Genomic DNA, 17,682 nt, shown 5'->3' on the forward strand with positions numbered 1-17,682 from the left:
TGCGCGTTTCTTTCGCACACGCGGGACCTCGGGTGCCAGCCGGCGCCCGGCCTTCCCCGCGCCCTTGCTGAGATAAGGGCGGAAGAGGATAGCAAAGCTCGGGCGAAACGCGCCGCGAGGATGAGCAGCCATGTCTATCGCCAAACGGCGTTCTCGTGCCCCGGACGTAGCGCAGCGCGCCGCATCTCCGCGGCGTGGTGCGCTGCAGAGCCGGGGCCCATGCACCGGCGGAATGTGCAGCCGTCTGGGTCCCGGCTCTGCGCAGCAGCGTAAGAACGCTGCAGCGCGTCCGGGACAAGAGAGAGGCGCGTTTCAGCGCCGTCATGTCCCGTCACGCCTTCTCCTCCAGCGCGCGGCGCAGCCTTCGGATGATGACGCCGCGGGCGCGGTCGTCGGCGGCTGCCCCAACCCTGTCGTTGATGTCGAGCATGAGCTCCGACATCTCGTTGTGCCAGTCGAGACGGGTCACGGCCTCCGGCGCGAGCCGCCGGCGGTGATCGACGTCGAGCACGCGCGGTTCGGGCGCGGCGAGCTCGTAGATATCGTCGAGCACCGGCTGGTAGACCCTGGCCGCCGGAACGATGCGCTCGGCGACGCGTCCGGCGAGGCCCGCGATCGCGCCTTCCTCGCCATGGACCAGGAACAGCCCGCGGGAAATGGGTCGGCGCGCCGCGATCCAGCTGGCGATGCCGGCGCCGTCGGCATGGCCGGAATATTCGTCGATCATGCGGATGCGAGCCGCGACCTTGATCTCCTCGCCCTGGATCCGCACGGCCTTGGCTCCGTTCTGGAGGAAGCGGCCGAGCGTGCCGTTGGCCTGGAAGCCGGCGAGCAGCACCGTCGCGCGCTCGTTCCACAGCCAGCGCTTCAGATGATGGCGAATGCGGCCGGCGTCGCACATGCCGCTCGCGGCGATGATGATATGGAATCCGGACAGGCGCATGATCGCCTTGCTTTCGTCCGCGGTCTCGGTGAATTTGAGATGCGGGGAGTTGAGCAGGCGCGCGGCATCGACGGATGGGTCGAGGCTCTCGGCATGGCGGCGAAACACTTCGGTGGCGCGGATCGCGAGCGGAGAATCGAGGAAGATCGGTGCGGTCGGAATCTCGCCGTGCTCCATCAGGTCGACGAGATCGACGATCAGCTCCTGGGTGCGCTCGACCGCGAAGGCAGGCATCAACAGTGCGCCGCCGGCCGTCGCGGCATCGCGCACCTCGGCCGCGAGGTGCTTGCGGCGGAGCTCAGGTGTGGTGGCCTCGCGCAGCCGGTCGCCGTAGGTCGATTCCGAGATGACGTAGTCGAAATCGGCCGGCGCTTCGGGATCGGGCTGCAGCAGCTTGGCCTCCGGCCCGACATCGCCGGACAGCAGCACGCGCAGTGGACGTGGCGCGCCCCGTTCGGCGATTTGGAGCTCGATCGAGGCCGAGCCGAGCAGATGGCCGGCGTTCCAGTAGCGCGCGCGGACGCCCGGGATCACGTCGGTCCAGCGTTCATAGTCGACCGCGCGAAACGATTGCAGCGATGCAATGGCATCGGCCTGCGTGTAGATCGGCGCGACCTGCTTTCGTCCGCGCGAGGCATTGCGACGGTTGAGCTGCGTGACCTCCGATTCCTGGATGCTGCCGGCGTCTGGCAACATGTAGGAGCAGAGGTCGATCGTGCCGCGCGTCGCCAGGATCGGTCCGTCGAATCCCGCGCGCACGAGCTTCGGCAAGAGACCGCTATGGTCGATATGGGCGTGCGTGAGCAGCACGGCATCGATATCGGCGGGGCGGAACGGAAAGGCGCCGTAGTTGAGCTCCTTCAGCGTCTTCTGGCCCTGGAACAGGCCGCAATCGACCAGGAAGCGGCCGGTCGCGGTCTGGAACAGATAGCTCGAACCGGTCACGGTGCGGGCGGCGCCGCAAAATCGAACGGTGATGCTCATGGCGTCGTCTCCGGGGGAAGTGTCGTCGTCAGCTCGGACCGCAAGGCGGCCGCGAGACTCTCGTCGAGGGAAATCGCGTTGGTCGGATGCGGAACGCTGTCGGTCGAGCGGATTGACCGGATGCCGGCGCTGGCGAACGCGACGGTCATCGCGGGTGGAAACAGCGCGTGCGTGATGACCGCATCGACGGCGGTGGCGCCCATCGCCGTCAGGGCCTTCGCCGCGGCCATCAGCGTCGTCCCGGAGGAGACGATGTCATCCACCAGCAGCGCCGGCCGTCCCGCGAGCAGGCCGGGATCGGCAAAACTGATCGCCACGGAACGATCGCCGTGCCGCGTCTTTTGCGCCACCGTGTGCTGCAGTCGCAGCCGGCTCGCGATGTCGTTCACCCAGGGCTCGGACTCCCTGTCGGGTCCGATCACGATTGTCGCGGGATCGATGCCGCTCGTCGCCAGCGCGTTCGCGATCGCTGGCATGGCGGACAGGTTCTCCGCTTCGATACCCGGAAAGACCGATCTGATGTCGGGGGTGCGGTGCAAATGCGCATCCACGGTGACGATACGGTCCACGATCGTTGCAAGCAGATTGCCCATGGCCCGCTGGCTGATGGCCTCGCCCGGATGAAATGCAGCATCCTGCCGCATGTAGCAGAGATAGGGCGCGACCAGCACCAGCCGCTTCGCGCCGTTGCGTCGCAGCGCCTCCGCAGCGAACAGCAGGGCGATCAGCTTGTCGTTGGGTTGGTCGAGCGGGGCATAGAGGATTGTGGTGTCGGCCGCCGGCGCGACGGCGACGCGCAGCTCGCCGTCCGGAAAACGATGCACGGCGATCTCGCTGCAGGCAAGCCCGAGCCGCGCTGCGAGGCGCTTTGCCGCATCGCTGCCGCCGGGCAGCGTCTGAAGCGCGATCGTGCTCACGGCGCCGACTTGCCTTGCAGGGCGTCATGACCGTTGACGACGAACCCGGTCTCCTCGGTGGCGGCATCGGCGGCGCGATCATGCTCGGGGCGGTCGAACGTGTAGACACGATAGAGCGGCTCGCCCTGCTCGACGCGATCACCGATCTTCTTGAACAGGCGGATACCGGCGCCCTTGTCGAGCGGCGCGCCGGCGGTGCGGGCGAGGCGGTTCAGACGCAGGCAGTCGATCGCGGACACGGTGCCGTCATGCGCCGCCTTGACGTCGAAGCTGAGCGATCCGAGCTCGCTGCTGCATGTCGACGGACCCTGGGCGTCGATGATCTTCTGCATCTGCTTCAGCGCCGCGCCGCTGTCGAGCAGTTCGCGCGCCCTCGCATAGCCGGCGCCGCCGCGCAGCTTCGGATCGTATTCCAGCAGATGGGCGGCGAGCCGGAGCGATTTCTCGCGCAGGTCGCGCGGCGCATCCTTGTCGTTGCCGAGCACGGCCATGACGTCATTGGCCTCGAGCACCGGCCCGATGCCGTTGCCGATCGGCTGGCTTCCGTCGGTCGTGATCACCTCGACCGTGCGGCCGAAACGGTCGCCGACGAATTCGAACAGCTTGCGCAGCCGCATCGCCTCGACGCCATTGGTGACCTTCGCGGTCGGCCCGACCGGAATGTCGATCAACAGATGCGTCGAGCCTGCCGCGATCTTCTTGGACATGATGGAGGCGACCATCTGCTCGCGGGTATCGAGGCTCAGCGGGCGCTCGACCGAGATCAGGACGTCGTCGGCCGGCGACAGGTTCACGTGTCCGCCCCAGATCAGGCAGCCGTTGCAGGCCGAGACGATCGCCTTCATCTCCTCGACGCCGACATTCACCCGCGCCAGCACCTCCATCGTGTCGGCGGTGCCGGCAGGCGAAGTGATGGCGCGCGAAGAAGTCTTCGGGATCGGCAGGCCATGGGCGGCGACGATCGGCACCACGACCATCGAGGTGCGATTGCCGGGAATGCCACCGATACAATGCTTGTCGACGACGACAGGCGTTGGCCACACCAATTGCGTGCCGGCTTGGGCCATCGCCCCGGTGAGGGCGAGCAACTCGTCGCTGGTGATGAAGCTCGCCGACCCGATCAGGAAGGCGGCGATCTCCATGTCCGAGTAGCGATAATGTGCGAGGTCGTTGATGATCGCGCCGATTTCGGCCGGGCTCAGGGTTCGCCCGCGGATCTTCGCGCGCACCGCTTCCAGGCTCTCCGGCGGCGCCGCGGGCCTGACCGTGACCAGCGTGCCGGCGCCTTGCCCGAAACGCCGCAACGCGGGTTCAGAGAGTCCGATCTCGTCCGGGGCCACCAGCGTATCGTCGTCCGTGATCAGCAACGTCGCCAGCAGGACCTTGCTGCCCTGACGCAGCTCGACGCGGCTGAAGCCGCGGAAGATCTCCGCGCGCAGCGCCTTCGACTGCCTGGAGACGACGACAACGTTCTCGCGGCCGGTATCGAGCCGGACGCGGCGGATTTTCAATTGGGAGTACGGAAGGTCTGGATGCATGGACTGGCCGGCAGGGAGGAAACCCGGCCTCCATGCTTAGACGTCGCCGTCCTGATGCTGTTGACCCAGATCATGGCCCGCGCGCGGGACATGGGTGGGCTGCGGCGGGCCGTCACGCAGGCGCGCTGCTGCAGGCGCGTCGGTCTGGAAATGACAGGGGAAGTCGAATGCCGTGGCGATATCGCCGATGTTGGCCGGCCAAATCGGGGAGCGGGCTACTTTATCCCCGTGCTGATCGCGACAAACTTGTTGTTGAGGAGGGCGCCGCCCATGGTGTTCACGGCCGTTATGATCGCCAGCGCGATGCCTGCGGCAATGAGGCCGTACTCGATCGCGGTTGCACCATTCTCATCGGCAAGGAAGGACCTAAGCAAACGCATTGCCAACTCCCGTTCATCCGATCCAACGTATGGCCGCGTCGCTATCGGACTTGCAAATAGATCGAATAAGTCTTCATGCGCGCCAAAAGTATTAAGCCCGGGCGAGCGCGCCACTGCTCATACGACGGCATTCATTAAATTAAGGTTCCATCGATCCGTGCAACTGGATCGATATCGCCAAGCCACCCCAGGGCTGCGCGGGCACAGCGCCCGTCAGTGCGTCATCGCGGCGCCGCTTAACCAATTGTTGAGCCTGTTCGCCAACGGGCCGGCGAGGACACCATGGCGCTCATCCGCGCCGGTCGTCCGCATTCAGCGCCCGCAACATGGCGATGCGGGCGAACATCACCCAGCCGCCGCCGGTCTCGGCCGCCTTGATCAAGGTCTCGATGGCGGTCTGCCAGCGCGGCTCGTGCTGGACGTCCTCGGGCAGCCGCATGATGTAGTCGGCCGCCTCCTGAAGCGTCAGCAGCTGGCGCTTGTTGCTGACGCGAACGGGATCGTCGAACGCCCTCGACCAGGGCATGTCAGGCCGCCAGATCGGCGAGGTGTGGCATCACGGCGCGATCGCGGGGGGATGCGGCTAGCCGGCCTTCTTCGCCCGAGCAGGCGCGCGCACCGGCTTGTCGGCCTTCTTCGAAGTTTCCCTGGTCGCTTCCCTGGTCGCCGTCTTCGCAGCAGCATCCTTGCCGCCCTTGCCGGCGATCGGCAGCAGCATCTCGCGCTGGCCCGCGACGCGCTTCTTCGGCTTCTTGGCTTTCGCGGTCTCTTTGGCGACCTTCGCCGCAGGCGCGGCGTCCTTCTCGCTCGCGATGCTCTTCTTCAGCGCGTCCATCAAGTTGATGACGTTGCCGCCGCTCTTCGGCGCGGCCTTGGCGGTGATCGGGGCGCCGCTGCGCTTCTTGTTGATGAGATCGATCAGCGCGGTCTCGTAATGGTCCTCGAACAGCTCGGGGTCGAACGCGCCGGACTTCTTCTCGACGATGTGCTTGGCGAGGTCGAGCATGTCCCTGGTCAGCTTCACGTCCTGGATGTCGTCGAAATATTCGGTCTCGCTGCGGACCTCGTAGGGATAGCGCAGCAGCGTGCCCATCAGTCCGCTCTCGAGCGGCTCCAGCGCGATGATGTGCTCGCGGTTGGTCAGCACGACGCGGCCGATCGCGACCTTGTCCATGCTGCGGATGGTCTCGCGGATCACCGCATAGGCGTCATGGCCGACCTTGCCGTCGGGCACGAGGTAATAGGGGCGGATCAGATAGCGGTTGTCGATGTCGGCCTTCGGCACGAACTCGTCGATATCGATCGTGTGGGTCGAATCGAGCGCGATGTCGTCGAGCTCGTCCTTGGTGACTTCGATATAGGTGTCGGTGTCGACCTTGTAGCCCTTGACGATGTCCTCGGACGTCACCTCGTCGCCGGTCTCGGCGTCGACCTTGAGATACTTGATCCGGTGGCCGGTCTTGCGGTTGATCTGGTTGAAGGAGACCTTCTCGGTATCCGAAGTGGCCGGATAGAGCGCGACCGGACAGGTCACGAGCGACAAACGCAGAAAACCCTTCCAATTGGCGCGGGGGGCCATGGGCTACTCCAAACGCAACAAGGACAGACCTATGAGGATACCATCGGGAAACAGCGAATCATAGCAAGGCCGGGCGTTGAATCTTGCAACTGCGTTAACCGGCCGCCGGGCGTGGGGTCGCGGTCCATTGGGGTGGGAAAAGCCGGAACATCACATCGGATCGGGCGTTGGCTCCACATGCACGGCTGCGAGGAGGTCGCGGTCATCGGAGGCGACACGCAGAGATTGAGGGCATCATGGCAACCACGCGAGAGCAGCGTCAGATCGTCGAAACACCAACCGAGGCGCGTCAGGGCGAACCTGGGCCGTCAGTTGCCGCATTGCTCGCCATCTCGACCGGGCTTGCGATCCTGATCCTCGCCGTCATCTGGTTCGTGTTCTTCCGGACCTGACGGCCGAATCACGGGAAGGGCGGACCTTCCGACCTGCCGCGGGACGCGGCACACTGCGCCCGCCATGTTGCCGGCTCGTCCGGTCGCATGGCGGGCGCAGTCGCATGGGCTGCGGACACATCGTATATGACCAAAAAGTAACGCGCCCGGTTCCCCGCGTTCATATTCAGTTCACGCCGGAATTGCTCATCTGGGGCGGTGTTGATGCGGCCTATGTCTGGAGAGAAGCGTGCGCCTGCTCGTTGTTGAGGACGACCCCGATCTCAATCGCCAGCTCACCAAGGCGTTGACCGACGCCGGCTATGTCGTCGATCGCGCCTTCGACGGAGAGGAGGGGCACTATCTCGGCGATAACGAGCCGTATGATGCCGTCGTGCTCGACATCGGCCTGCCGAAGAAGGACGGCATCTCGGTGCTGGAGGCCTGGCGCCGCAACGGCCGCACCATGCCGGTCCTGATCCTCACCGCACGCGACCGCTGGAGCGACAAGGTGCAGGGCTTCGATGCCGGCGCCGACGACTATGTCGCAAAGCCGTTCCATTTGGAGGAAGTGCTGGCCCGTATCCGTGCGCTGCTGCGCCGCTCGACCGGCCATGCCCAGAGCGAGCTCAGCTGCGGCCCCGTCACGCTCGACACCAGGACCGGCCGCGTCAGCGTGTCAGGCAATCCCGTCAAGATGACCTCACACGAATATCGGCTTCTGGCCTACCTGATGCACCATTCCGGCCGGGTGGTCTCGCGCACCGAGCTGGTCGAGCACCTCTACGACCAGGACTTCGACCGCGACTCGAATACGATCGAGGTGTTCGTCGGCCGCATCCGCAAGAAGCTCGACGTCGACATCATCCAGACTGTCCGCGGCCTCGGCTATCTCCTAACCCCGCCGGCAGCCTGAGGCGTTCCGGGGCTTGACGGGCAGCCTGACAGGGGCCTTGGTCCGGGACATGAGTTCTGACGCCCGCCACCCTGCGCCTTCCCGGATCATTCCGATGGCCGCTAGTTCGCTTGCGACCCGCCTGTTCCTGTCGGCGACCGCCTGGCTCGTGGTGATTCTGGCCATCACCGGCGTGGTGCTGTCGTCGGTCTACAAGAACGCCACCGAGCGCGCCTTCGACCGCCGGCTCAATCTCTATCTCCGCACCCTCATCGCCGAGGTCGCGACCCCCGACGAGCCGCCGGACCGCCAGTTCCAGTCGCTCGGCGAGCCGCTGTTCGAGCTGCCGTTGTCCGGCTGGTACTGGCAGATCACGCGGACCGACACCGAAAAGCCGGAGGTGCGCTCCTCGCGCTCGCTCTGGGACAAGAAGCTGCCGAAGCTGGAAGAGCAGGGCACCGAGCTCACCGCCGCCGGAATCCGGCTGGCCTATGTCGACGGGCCCGAGGGGCAGAATCTGCGCATGGTCGAGCGTCCCGTCGATCTCGGCGCCGACGGCAAGTTTCTGGTCAGCGTCGCCGGCGACGATACCGAGATTTTCGACGAGACGCGCAGTTTCGACTACTATCTCGGCGGCACCTTCACCGCGCTCGGCATCGTGCTGCTGCTGACGACCGTGTTCCAGGTCCGCTTCGGCCTCGCACCGCTCAAGCGCATCTCGGAATCGATCGCCGATATCCGCTCCGGGCGGGCTGAGCGGCTCGAGGGCGAATTCCCGGTCGAGATCGCGCCACTGGCGCGCGAGACCAACGCGCTGATCGATGCCAATCGCGAAATCGTCGAGCGCGCACGCACCCATGTCGGCAATCTCGCCCATGCGATCAAGACGCCGCTCTCTGTCATCGTCAACGAGGCCGGCGCCCACATCGCCGATCCCTTCGCGGCCAAGGTGATGGAGCAGGCGGATGTGATGCGCGACCAGGTCGCCCATCATCTGGAGCGTGCGCGCATCGCGGCGCGGGTCTCGGTCGTTGGGACGGTGACGGAGGTGGCGCCTGCCATCGAGGCGCTGCGGCGGACCATGGAGAAGATCCATCGCGACCGTGGCATCATGGTCGACGCCAAGGCCGATCCGTCGGCAAAATTTCGCGGCGAGCGGCAGGATCTGGAGGAGATGGTCGGCAATCTCGTCGACAATGCCTGCAAATGGGCGGCCTCGCGCGTCTTCATCGAGGTCCTCGTGGAAGCGCCGCACCAGGCCGGGGTGGGTCCGCGGCTGCGGATCATCGTCGATGACGACGGCCGCGGCCTGTCGGAAGCCGAGCGGGCGCAGGTCTCGCGGCGCGGCCAGCGGCTCGACGAGTCCAAGCCCGGCTCGGGGCTGGGCCTGTCCATCGTGGTCGATCTCGCCGCGCTTTATGGCGGCAGCCTCTCGCTCGGTGGTGCGCCGACCGGCGGCCTGCGTGCCGAGCTGGTCCTTCCGGGCGTATAATCCGTTGTTCCGACAGGGATATTCGTCCTCACCGACGCCCGGCCGCAGCAAACCTGTGGGATTCGCTCCGACGTCCTAAACGGCTTCTTAAGTGGGGGCCTCCTATGATCGCGCCGGACCCATCCCATGTCCGCCATTTTACCGTGCATTACCCGGGCGCATGAGCCAGACATCGATCGAGCGGCTGAGGGAATATCTCGCGCAGCTCCCGCCGCAGGCGCAGGCGCTGCTGATGCGGGAGTTCGAGCGCGCGCTCGAGCGCGGCCAGGATACGGCTGTCGCGACCCTCGTGCTCGAGCAGTTGCGCAAGATCGTCCGCAAGTCGGAAGCCGATGAAGCCCCGCCGCCGCGCACGGACGATCTGTCGCGGCTGTTGTTCCAGGCGCTGGAACCGTTCCTGATCGAGGCCGGCGTCCCGCTGCGGGTCGGCCAGATCCGCCGCACTTCGCTGCAGCCGATCTGGCAATGGCTCGGCCGCGACGGCGCACCGGACAAGGTGAACGAGTTCGAGGCCGCGCTGGCGCGGATGCCCCCCGATAGTGCGGGGCAGGTCGAGGCCCTCGCGCAGAAGCTCCAGGGGGTGGCTGCGGATGCCATTTTCGAGCTGACCGGTCCCGGCGGCGGCGACAAGTCGCGCGCGCTCGCCCGGGTCGGCCCGCCCAACGTGATCGAGGACCTCTATTCGATCGGAGCGGTGCTTCAGGTCCGGGAGGCCATCGCCGGCTTGAACGAGAAGCTGCCGCGCACTCTGCGCGCTTTCGGCGATCCGCAGATCGCCTCGGTGACGTCGGCGCTCAACATTCCGGTCCTGCAGACGCCGCAAATGCTGCCCTTCGCGCTGTCGATCGTGGTGCAGCGGATGACTGCCCCGTGGCAGATCATCCGCCTCGCCATCAAGATTGCCGCGTCCGACGACGAGATCCGCGTCGCGGCGACGCCTTACGGCGTTGCCGTCACGATCGCGCTGCACGACCTGTCCTGTGTTGCCGCTACCCTGCGCATGGACATCAAGCGCGGCCATTTCGACAACGTTGCCGGCAACCTCAAGGCGCTGCACGACGGCGTGCGCGGCCTGCGCACCGAGCTCGACCTGCGCAACGATTCCGCCTGGGGCAAGCAATTGACCTCGATCCGGGCCGACATCTCCAATGCGCTGCAATCCGAGATCGACAGCGTTCCCGGCCGCGTTCGCCGCATCCTGCGCCAGCGCCCCGAGAAAGACATTCCGCCGGGCGCACGGATCGACAGCACCGAGGTGGAGGAAACGGCGGCGCTGATCGATTTCGTCGCGACCTGCCGCAATTATGCGAGCGAGCTTGCGATCAACGAGGTGACGCTGCGCACCTATTCCGACCTTCAGCAATATGTCGAACGCTCGACCGAGCAATTGGTGCAGTCGCTGCGCGCCGCCGATCACAAGGTGCGCACCTATCGGCAGCAGCAGGTGCAGGCCGCGATTCGCTTCTGCCAGGTGCTGTTTGGCGATGATTACGCCTCGTTGATGAGCCGGGCCGCGGAGAACGCAGCGACCGGCGAGCGTAAATCGTCGCGCGCAAGCTAGCCTAAGGGCATATTTTCGTGATCACAATTTGTGGTTGACGGTGCCGGTGGTGCGCCGTACGGTCACCGTGCAAGTCCGGGGAACTTCTATTTGTGGGCGCATGAAACCCGTAATCAGCTCCATCGAAATTGAGAACCGCATCATTGTTGCCAAGTATCAAAGACTGATGGTCGGCGCCAAAGTGGTGCTGGTCGAGAAGGCAAGCGGTCGGCAACTCTCCGAGACAATCACGAGGGTTGCATCCCCGGTTCCCGTCGGAGCGCTGCGCATCAGATTGCCGGACGCAGTCAAGCCGGGAACATACTTCCTGAGGGCCTTCAACGGCCACGGTGAGGACGCCGCGCAAAGTACGGACTTCGAGATCGGCTAAGCCGTTGGATTTTCACCGTTTCGAGACCGTGCGCGGTCGCGCCAAATTGACAATTGTCAATTGCCGCATCATCCGGCCGTGGTGTAAAGCCACCTATGGGCGCGGTTCGTGCGCTGCCGGAAGCTTGCCAGATGACGCTATGGTTCGTGTTCGCGCTGATGACGGTCGCGGCGATTTTCGCCGTGCTCTGGCCGCTTGGCCGCAATGGACGCGCGCAAGACCAGGGCAGCGAGGTCGCGGTTTACAAGGACCAGCTGGCCGAGATCGAGCGTGATCTCGCCGCAGGCTTGATTCCTGCGCCGGACGCCGAGGCTGCGCGCGTCGAGATCAGCCGCAGGCTGCTCGCCGCGGCCGCCAGCGAGCCCGTCGTGGCGCCGAAATCGAATCTCAAATGGCGCCGCGCGGCGGCCGTGCTGGCGCTCGCTGGCCTGCCGCTCGTTGCGATCGGCGTCTACATGCCACTCGGCTCGCCCCGGCTTCAGGACTTTCCCCTGGCGCACCGCGAGCGTGGATCCGGGTCCGGCGTGGCGCAGTCGCTCGAGAATCTCGTCGTGCAGGTCCAGCAACATCTGGAGAAGAATCCGACCGACGGGCGCGGCTGGAATGTGCTTGCGCCGGTGTTGGAGCGGCTCGGCCGTTTCGACGATGCCGTGCGCGCCTATCGCAACTCGCTCACCTACAATGGCGAGAGCGCGGAACGCCGGTCCGATCTCGGCGAAGCGATCTCGGCTGCCGCCGGGGGTGTGGTGACCGTCGAGGCCAAGGCGGAATTTGAGCGTGCGCACGCCCTGAACGCGGACGATCCCAAGGCGAACTACTTCCTCGGCGTTGCCGCCGAGCAGGACGGCCGCAAGGACGATGCAGCCACGATCTGGCGCGCGTTGCTTGCGAAAGCGCCCGCGGATGCGCCGTGGCGTGCCCTGGTGCAGTCCTCGCTGGTGCGGGTCGGTGGCGGGACGATGCCGGCGCTGTCCGACGAGACGATTGCTGCGTCCAAGGATATGGCCGAAGGCGATCGCAACGCGATGGTGCGCGGCATGGTCGATCGTCTGGCCACCCGGTTGAAGCAGAACGGCGACGACGTCGATGGATGGCTGCGGCTGGTGCGCGCCTATCTCGTGATGGGCGAGCGGGACAAGGCCATGGGGGCATCGGCCGATGCCCGGCAGGCGGTTGCCAGCGACGCCGAGCGGCTGCGCCAACTCGATGAAGGCCTCAGGACTCTCGGGCTCGGCGGATGACGATGTCGGGACAAGAGACGCGGAGAACGGATACGCCATGACGCGCAAGCAGCGACGTATGACCATCATCGGCGGCTCGCTCGCCGTGCTCGCGCTCGCGGCCGCGCTGGTGCTCAACGCACTTCGCGACTCCATCGTGTTCTTCTCGACGCCGACCATGGTCGCCGAGAAGCACGTCGAGCCCGGCAAGCGGTTTCGCCTCGGCGGGCTGGTACAGCCCGGTTCGCTCCAGCGCGGCGACAATCTCGCGGTGACCTTTGAGGTTGCCGATGGCAACGCCAAGCTGCCGGTGGCCTACAAGGGCATCCTGCCCGACCTGTTCCGCGAAGGGCAGGGCGTCGTCGCCGAGGGCGCGCTTGACGCCCATGGCGTGTTCAAGGCTGATACCGTGCTGGCCAAGCACGACGAGACCTACATGCCCAAGGACGTTGCCGATGCCCTGAAGAAGCAGGGGCACTGGAAGGACGATTACGGCGGCAAGCCCTCTGATAGCGGCAAGACGTCCGATGCGGGCAAGCCCGCGGCGACGACCGCACAGGGCAATCCGCAGGGAGCAATGCGGTGATCGCAGAATCCGGACATTACGCGTTGGTGCTGGCGCTTGGGCTCGCACTGATCCAGTCAATCGTGCCCCTGATTGGCGCGCGCCTCAACGATGTCGCGCTCATGAATGTGGCGCGATCCACGGCGCTGGCGCAGCTCCTGTTCGTCGGTGCCTCGTTCGTAGCTCTCGTGATGCTGCACGTGAACTCGGACTTTTCCGTCGCCAACGTCTACGAGAACTCCCACTCGATGAAGCCGCTGCTCTACAAGATCACCGGCGTGTGGGGAAACCATGAAGGCTCGATGCTGTTGTGGGTGTCGATCCTCGCGTTGTTCGGCGGGCTCGTTGCGGCGTTCGGCAATAATCTGCCGCTGTCGCTGCGCGCGCACGTGCTTGCCGTGCAGGCATGGGTCGCCAGCGCCTTTTACCTGTTCATCCTCGTGACGTCGAACCCGTTCCTGCGTATCGCCACCCCGCCGATCGAGGGGCGCGATCTCAATCCGGTGCTCCAGGACATCGGCCTCGCCGTGCATCCGCCGATGCTCTATCTCGGCTATGTCGGCTTTTCGATCTCGTTCTCCTTCGCGATCGCGGCGCTGATGGAGGGCCGGATCGACGCGGCCTGGGCGCGCTGGGTGCGGCCGTGGACGCTGGTCGCCTGGATCTTCCTGACGCTCGGCATCGCCATGGGTTCGTACTGGGCCTATTACGAGCTCGGCTGGGGCGGCTGGTGGTTCTGGGATCCGGTCGAGAACGCCTCGCTGATGCCGTGGCTCTCCGGCACCGCGCTGCTCCATTCCGCCCTGGTGATGGAGAAGCGCAACGCGCTGAAGGTCTGGACCATCCTGCTCTCGATCCTGACCTTCTCGCTGTCGCTGCTCGGCACCTTCCTGGTGCGCTCGGGCGTCATCACCTCCGTGCACGCCTTCGCCACCGATCCCACCCGCGGCGTGTTCATTCTGCTGATCCTCTGCCTGTTCATCGGCGGCAGCCTGTCCCTGTTCGCGGGCCGCGCCACGTCGTTGAAGCAGGGCGGCCTGTTCGCGCCGATCTCGCGCGAGGGCGCGCTGGTGCTGAACAATCTGCTGCTCACCGTGGCCTGCGCGGTCGTGCTGTTCGGCACGCTCTATCCGCTCGCGATGGAAATGCTCGCCGACTTCAAGATGTCGGTCGGCGCGCCCTTCTACAACCTCACCTTCGCGCCGCTGTTTACGCTGTTGCTGCTTGCCGTGCCGTTCGGGCCGATGCTGGCGTGGAAGCGCGGCGATCTGCTCGGCGTCACGCAGCGCCTGCTCGCGGCGGGCGTCGCCGGGCTCGTCGCCGTCGCCATCGCCTGGGGCTGGGCCAGCGGCGGCAGCACGTTGGCGCCGCTCGCGATCGGGCTCGGCATCTTCGTCATCGGCGGTGCCGCCACCGACATCGTCGAGCGGACCGGGCTCGTCCGGCTGCCGTTTGCAACGGTGCTGCACCGGGCGCGCGGCCTGCCGCGCTCGGCCTGGGGCACGACGTTCGCGCATGCCGGCCTCGGCGTCGCGCTGATCGGGATCGTCTGCGAGACCACCTGGAACAGCGAATATATCGCGACCATGAAGCAGAACGACGTCGCCCACATCGCCGGCTTCGACGTGAAGCTCGACGGGGTGCTGCAGCGTCAGGGCCCGAACTACCGCGAGATGATCGCCGAGTTCAACGTCAGCCTCGATGGCAAGCCACTCAGCGTCATGACGCCCTCCAAGCGCAGCTTCACCACCCGCGGCTCCTCGACCACCGAGGCCGCACTGCTGACGCGCGGCGCGAGCCAGCTCTACATTTCGCTCGGCGAGGCCAATGCCGAGGGCGCCATCGCCGTGCGCATCTATCACAAGCCGCTGGTGCTCCTGATCTGGTGGGGGCCGGTGCTGATGGCATTCGGCGGCGTGCTGTCGCTGTCCGACCGGCGGCTGCGGGTCGGCGCGCCGAAGCCGGCGCGGGCCAAGCAGCGCCTCCAGCCGGCGGAGTGATCCGATGCGCCGGATGATGGCCGCGTTCGTCCTGCTGATGCTGCTAGCCTTGCCTGCGGCCCACGCCGTGCAGCCCGACGAGATCATGCCGGATCCCGCCAAGGAAGCCCGCGCGCGGGAGCTGTCGCGCGAGCTGCGCTGCATGGTCTGCCAGAACCAGTCGATCGACGATTCCGATGCGCCGCTGGCGCGCGACCTGCGGCTCCTGGTGCGCGAGCGCATCGGCGCCGGCGACAGCAACTCGCAGGTGCTCGACTTCCTGGTCGCCCGCTACGGCGAGTTCGTGCTGCTGAAGCCACGCTTCGAGCGCCAGACCCTGCTGCTGTGGCTGCTCGGGCCGTTGCTTCTGATCGGCGGTGGCCTGGCGCTGTGGCTGCAAATCCGCCGTCGCTCGCGGAGTGGTGCAGATGTACCTGCTCCGCCGCTCACTGCGGACGAACAGGCGCGGCTCGCCGCGTTGATGTCCGATGATGCGAAGTCGTCCTAGCCTACGTAGTGATACTTAGGCCGGTTGGCGCAGCTTGTTTCATGCTCTGTTGACCTTTGTCTGGAAGCTTGTCGCAAGATTCGATTCCAGCCTTTGAGTCCCCCGATGTTCGCGAACAGCAATCTGACGATCCGCTTCCTGGTCGGCGCCGTCGTCGCTGCATTATTGTTTCTGCTGGGCATCGGCGGCGGCACCGGCTTCATCGCGGTGCTCTATCTCAACAACGAGATCACCAGCCTGTCGGCGGACTTCGCCGCGCTGAGCGGCCCCGCGCGCGACCATGCCATGCAGATCTACCAGCAGGCGCAGACCGCGTTCTCCTATTTCCTGATGGCCTGCGGCGTGATCGCCGTCGTCGCCGTCGCGATCTGCCTCACCACCTGGTTCGCCGTGCGCAACGGCATCCTCAGTCCGCTGGCCGCGATCGTGCATGCCATGCGCGAGGTCGCGGACCAGAAATTCCAGACATCGGTTCCGGGGCTCGGCCGCACCAATGAGATCGGCCTGCTCGCCGGTGCGCTGGAGGTCTTCAAGACCAACGGGCTCGAGCGACGCCACCTCACCGAGCAGCAGCTGCGCGAAGCCCAGCACCAGGCCGAGCGATCGAAATTCCTGGACGACCGGATCAAGCGCTTCAACGACCTCGTCGCCAGCGTCGTCGACAACGTGGCCTCATCGGCGGTGCATCTGAAGAGCAACGCCGAGACGCTGTCGCGGACCGCCAACGACACCAGCACCAAGGCCAATGCGGTTGCGAGCGCGGCGAGCCAGGCCAGCGCCAGCGTGCAGACGGTCGCCGGTTCTGCCGAGGAGATGACGAACTCGATCGGCACGATCAGCCGCCGCGTCACCGACGCGACGCAGCGCGCCGAGGGCGCGGCGTCCCAGGCGGAGAAGAGCCGCGACACCATCCACACGCTGTCTGATGCCGCCGACAAGATCGGCGAGGTCGTGCAACTCGTGCAGGCAATCGCATCGCAGACCAATCTGCTGGCGCTGAACGCCACCATCGAGGCGGCGCGGGCAGGGGAGGCCGGCAAGGGGTTTGCGGTGGTCGCCTCCGAGGTGAAGAATCTGGCGCATCAGACCAGCAAGGCGACGGAGGAGATCACCTCTCATGTCGCCAGCATACAGGGCATCACCGCGGAGACGCGCGGCGCGATCGACGGCATTTCCAAGACGCTGTCGGAGATCTCGTCCATCATGTCCGGCATCGAGGTCGACACTGCCCAGCAGCGCAACGCGACGCAGGAGATCACGCGCAGCGCCCAGAGCGCCGCGCACGGAACCCTCGACGTCTCCAACCATATCGTCCAGATCACCTCGACCTCCGCGCAGACCGGCCGCATGGCCGCCGAGGCGCGGGATTCCGCGGTCGACCTGTCGCAGCAGGCCGCGACCCTGAAGCGCGAAGTCGACGAGTTCATCGTCAGCGTCAGGGCAAGCTGAGCGCGCCAAAACGCGCTTGCGACGCCATCACGGGAACTCGGTTAAGTTCCTGTGAAGCCACAATTTTCGGTGTGCGCTGAACTGCCGCATCGCAGCTAGCCCTTCATTACAAAAGTTTAACCCCGCCGCCAGCGCACGGTAAGGCGGGAGCCCCCATCTTCAGGACCGTAAGGTGCCGCCATCGGGCACCAAATGGATTTCAAGGCCCTGGAGATCTCCGCATGACCGACCGTCCCGACCTCTCGAACCTTCCGTCCTACCGGCAGCCGCGCCGGTCGGTGTTTTCCGCGCGCAAGTTCGCGCTGATGGCCTCGGTCGTCGCCGGTCTCGGCGCGGCCGTCTATGGCTTCAGCCCCTCGACCTCGCCGGCCGACCTGTTCTCGAGCCCGGCGCATGCGCAGGTCAACAACGAGGTCCGCAAGGTCGAACGCCCGGTCGGTTTCGCCGACATCGTCGAGCGTGTGAAGCCGTCGGTGATCTCGGTGAAGGTCAACATCAAGGAGAAGACCGCGAGCAACGACGACGGCGATGATTCCTCCGCGCCGTTCCAGCCGGGCTCGCCGATGGAGCGCTTCTTCCGCCGCTTCGGCGGTCCGGATGGTTTCCCGGGCCTGAAGGGCGGCCGTGGCCGCGTCGTGCAGGGCCAGGGCTCCGGCTTCTTCATTTCGGCCGACGGCTTTGCCGTGACCAACAACCACGTGGTCGACGGCGCCGACAAGGTCGAGGTCACCACCGATGACGGCAAGACCTACACCGCCAAGGTGATCGGCACCGACCAGCGCACCGACCTCGCTTTGATCAAGGTCGAGGGCAGCTCGAACTTCCCGTTCGCCAAGCTCGCCGACGCCAAGCCGCGCATCGGCGACTGGGTGCTCGCGGTCGGCAATCCCTTCGGTCTCGGCGGCACCGTGACCGCCGGCATCGTCTCGGC

The 17,682-nt window shown here is 66.0% G+C and carries 17 protein-coding genes; 11 read left to right on the forward strand and 6 right to left on the reverse strand.

Features of this window, described 5'->3' with window-relative positions; all coding sequences use genetic code 11:
• Positions 1 to 331: 331 nt before the first annotated feature.
• The 6 genes from IC66_RS0106670 to ku all read right to left on the reverse strand — a co-directional run bounded on the left by IC66_RS0106670 (position 332) and on the right by ku (position 6,341).
• Entirely contained in the window at positions 332 to 1,927 is a 1,596-nt protein-coding gene (locus tag IC66_RS0106670) for an MBL fold metallo-hydrolase (protein ID WP_038947093.1), read from the reverse strand.
• A complete protein-coding gene (locus IC66_RS0106675) occupies positions 1,924 to 2,844 on the reverse strand; it encodes a ribose-phosphate pyrophosphokinase (RefSeq protein ID WP_038947094.1) in 921 nt (306 codons plus the stop codon). Before IC66_RS0106675 ends, IC66_RS0106670 begins: the two co-directional genes overlap by 4 nt.
• Complete coding sequence (locus IC66_RS0106680) at positions 2,841 to 4,382, reverse strand: thymidine phosphorylase family protein (RefSeq protein WP_038947095.1); 1,542 nt, start codon at positions 4,380 to 4,382, stop codon at positions 2,841 to 2,843. The genes IC66_RS0106675 and IC66_RS0106680 overlap by 4 nt, the downstream gene beginning before the upstream one ends.
• A 215-nt stretch (positions 4,383 to 4,597) precedes the next feature.
• A complete protein-coding gene (locus IC66_RS0106685; RefSeq protein WP_018315817.1) occupies positions 4,598 to 4,762 on the reverse strand; it encodes a Flp family type IVb pilin in 165 nt (54 codons plus the stop codon).
• A 289-nt stretch (positions 4,763 to 5,051) separates the two neighbouring features.
• Positions 5,052 to 5,288 carry a hypothetical protein gene (locus IC66_RS0106690; protein WP_038947096.1) on the reverse strand — a complete coding sequence of 79 codons (237 nt, stop codon included), beginning with the start codon at positions 5,286 to 5,288 and terminating at the stop codon, positions 5,052 to 5,054.
• A 57-nt stretch (positions 5,289 to 5,345) separates the two neighbouring features.
• The gene (gene ku, locus IC66_RS0106695) at positions 5,346 to 6,341 is read right to left on the reverse strand and encodes a non-homologous end joining protein Ku (protein WP_038947097.1); all 996 of its coding nucleotides are present in this window, start codon (positions 6,339 to 6,341) and stop codon (positions 5,346 to 5,348) included.
• Positions 6,342 to 6,577: 236 nt separating this feature from the next.
• Here ku and IC66_RS47610 point away from each other — a divergent pair, with 236 nt between their 5' ends.
• The 11 genes from IC66_RS47610 to IC66_RS0106750 form a co-directional block, all read left to right on the forward strand.
• Positions 6,578 to 6,733, forward strand: coding sequence for a hypothetical protein (locus IC66_RS47610; RefSeq protein WP_018315820.1), 156 nt, complete (start codon positions 6,578 to 6,580; stop codon positions 6,731 to 6,733).
• 229 nt (positions 6,734 to 6,962) lie between these two features.
• On the forward strand, positions 6,963 to 7,628 hold the full coding sequence (locus tag IC66_RS0106705; protein WP_018315821.1) for a response regulator transcription factor: 666 nt from the start codon (positions 6,963 to 6,965) through the stop codon (positions 7,626 to 7,628).
• Between the two features lie 94 nt (positions 7,629 to 7,722).
• Positions 7,723 to 9,099: a sensor histidine kinase gene (locus IC66_RS0106710; RefSeq protein ID WP_038947098.1), complete on the forward strand. Its 1,377-nt coding sequence runs from the start codon at positions 7,723 to 7,725 to the stop codon at positions 9,097 to 9,099.
• Positions 9,100 to 9,259: 160 nt separating this feature from the next.
• Positions 9,260 to 10,660: a hypothetical protein gene (locus tag IC66_RS0106715; RefSeq protein ID WP_028143005.1), complete on the forward strand. Its 1,401-nt coding sequence runs from the start codon at positions 9,260 to 9,262 to the stop codon at positions 10,658 to 10,660.
• Positions 10,661 to 10,760: 100 nt separating this feature from the next.
• Positions 10,761 to 11,030 carry a hypothetical protein gene (locus IC66_RS0106720; protein WP_028143006.1) on the forward strand — a complete coding sequence of 90 codons (270 nt, stop codon included), beginning with the start codon at positions 10,761 to 10,763 and terminating at the stop codon, positions 11,028 to 11,030.
• Between the two features lie 131 nt (positions 11,031 to 11,161).
• Positions 11,162 to 12,271 (forward strand): c-type cytochrome biogenesis protein CcmI, encoded by a 1,110-nt coding sequence (gene ccmI / locus IC66_RS0106725; RefSeq protein ID WP_038947100.1) that lies wholly within the window; start codon positions 11,162 to 11,164, stop codon positions 12,269 to 12,271.
• Positions 12,272 to 12,308: 37 nt separating this feature from the next.
• Positions 12,309 to 12,836 carry a cytochrome c maturation protein CcmE gene (gene ccmE / locus IC66_RS0106730; protein WP_028143008.1) on the forward strand — a complete coding sequence of 176 codons (528 nt, stop codon included), beginning with the start codon at positions 12,309 to 12,311 and terminating at the stop codon, positions 12,834 to 12,836.
• Positions 12,833 to 14,815: a heme lyase CcmF/NrfE family subunit gene (locus IC66_RS0106735; protein ID WP_038947101.1), complete on the forward strand. Its 1,983-nt coding sequence runs from the start codon at positions 12,833 to 12,835 to the stop codon at positions 14,813 to 14,815. The genes ccmE and IC66_RS0106735 overlap by 4 nt, the downstream gene beginning before the upstream one ends.
• A 4-nt stretch (positions 14,816 to 14,819) precedes the next feature.
• On the forward strand, positions 14,820 to 15,302 hold the full coding sequence (locus IC66_RS0106740; protein ID WP_028143010.1) for a cytochrome c-type biogenesis protein: 483 nt from the start codon (positions 14,820 to 14,822) through the stop codon (positions 15,300 to 15,302).
• A gap of 105 nt (positions 15,303 to 15,407) precedes the next feature.
• Positions 15,408 to 16,751, forward strand: a complete 1,344-nt coding sequence (locus IC66_RS0106745; RefSeq protein ID WP_038947102.1) for a methyl-accepting chemotaxis protein — start codon at positions 15,408 to 15,410, stop codon at positions 16,749 to 16,751.
• A gap of 221 nt (positions 16,752 to 16,972) precedes the next feature.
• Positions 16,973 to 17,682: trypsin-like peptidase domain-containing protein (locus IC66_RS0106750; RefSeq protein ID WP_038947103.1), on the forward strand; the 710-nt coding region annotated here is incomplete at its 3' end.

The sequence above is a fragment of the Bradyrhizobium genomosp. III genome (assembly GCF_000261705.1).
Taxonomy (GTDB): domain Bacteria; phylum Pseudomonadota; class Alphaproteobacteria; order Rhizobiales; family Xanthobacteraceae; genus Bradyrhizobium; species Bradyrhizobium ottawaense.

Bases quoted from the DNA above. Each gene is read 5' to 3' on its own strand.
- IC66_RS0106710 (WP_038947098.1), top strand. From the start codon at position 7,723: ATGGCCGCTAGTTCGCTTGCGACCCGCCTGTTCCTGTCGGCGACCGCC.
- IC66_RS0106740 (WP_028143010.1), top strand. From the start codon at position 14,820: ATGCGCCGGATGATGGCCGCGTTCGTCCTGCTGATGCTGCTAGCCTTG.
- IC66_RS47610 (WP_018315820.1), top strand. From the start codon at position 6,578: ATGGCAACCACGCGAGAGCAGCGTCAGATCGTCGAAACACCAACCGAG.
- ccmE (WP_028143008.1), top strand. From the start codon at position 12,309: ATGACGCGCAAGCAGCGACGTATGACCATCATCGGCGGCTCGCTCGCC.
- IC66_RS0106690 (WP_038947096.1), bottom strand. From the start codon at position 5,288: ATGCCCTGGTCGAGGGCGTTCGACGATCCCGTTCGCGTCAGCAACAAG.
- IC66_RS0106720 (WP_028143006.1), top strand. From the start codon at position 10,761: ATGAAACCCGTAATCAGCTCCATCGAAATTGAGAACCGCATCATTGTT.
- IC66_RS0106685 (WP_018315817.1), bottom strand. From the start codon at position 4,762: ATGCGTTTGCTTAGGTCCTTCCTTGCCGATGAGAATGGTGCAACCGCG.
- IC66_RS0106745 (WP_038947102.1), top strand. From the start codon at position 15,408: ATGTTCGCGAACAGCAATCTGACGATCCGCTTCCTGGTCGGCGCCGTC.
- IC66_RS0106670 (WP_038947093.1), bottom strand. From the start codon at position 1,927: ATGAGCATCACCGTTCGATTTTGCGGCGCCGCCCGCACCGTGACCGGT.
- IC66_RS0106715 (WP_028143005.1), top strand. From the start codon at position 9,260: ATGAGCCAGACATCGATCGAGCGGCTGAGGGAATATCTCGCGCAGCTC.
- ccmI (WP_038947100.1), top strand. From the start codon at position 11,162: ATGACGCTATGGTTCGTGTTCGCGCTGATGACGGTCGCGGCGATTTTC.
- IC66_RS0106680 (WP_038947095.1), bottom strand. From the start codon at position 4,382: ATGCATCCAGACCTTCCGTACTCCCAATTGAAAATCCGCCGCGTCCGG.
- ku (WP_038947097.1), bottom strand. From the start codon at position 6,341: ATGGCCCCCCGCGCCAATTGGAAGGGTTTTCTGCGTTTGTCGCTCGTG.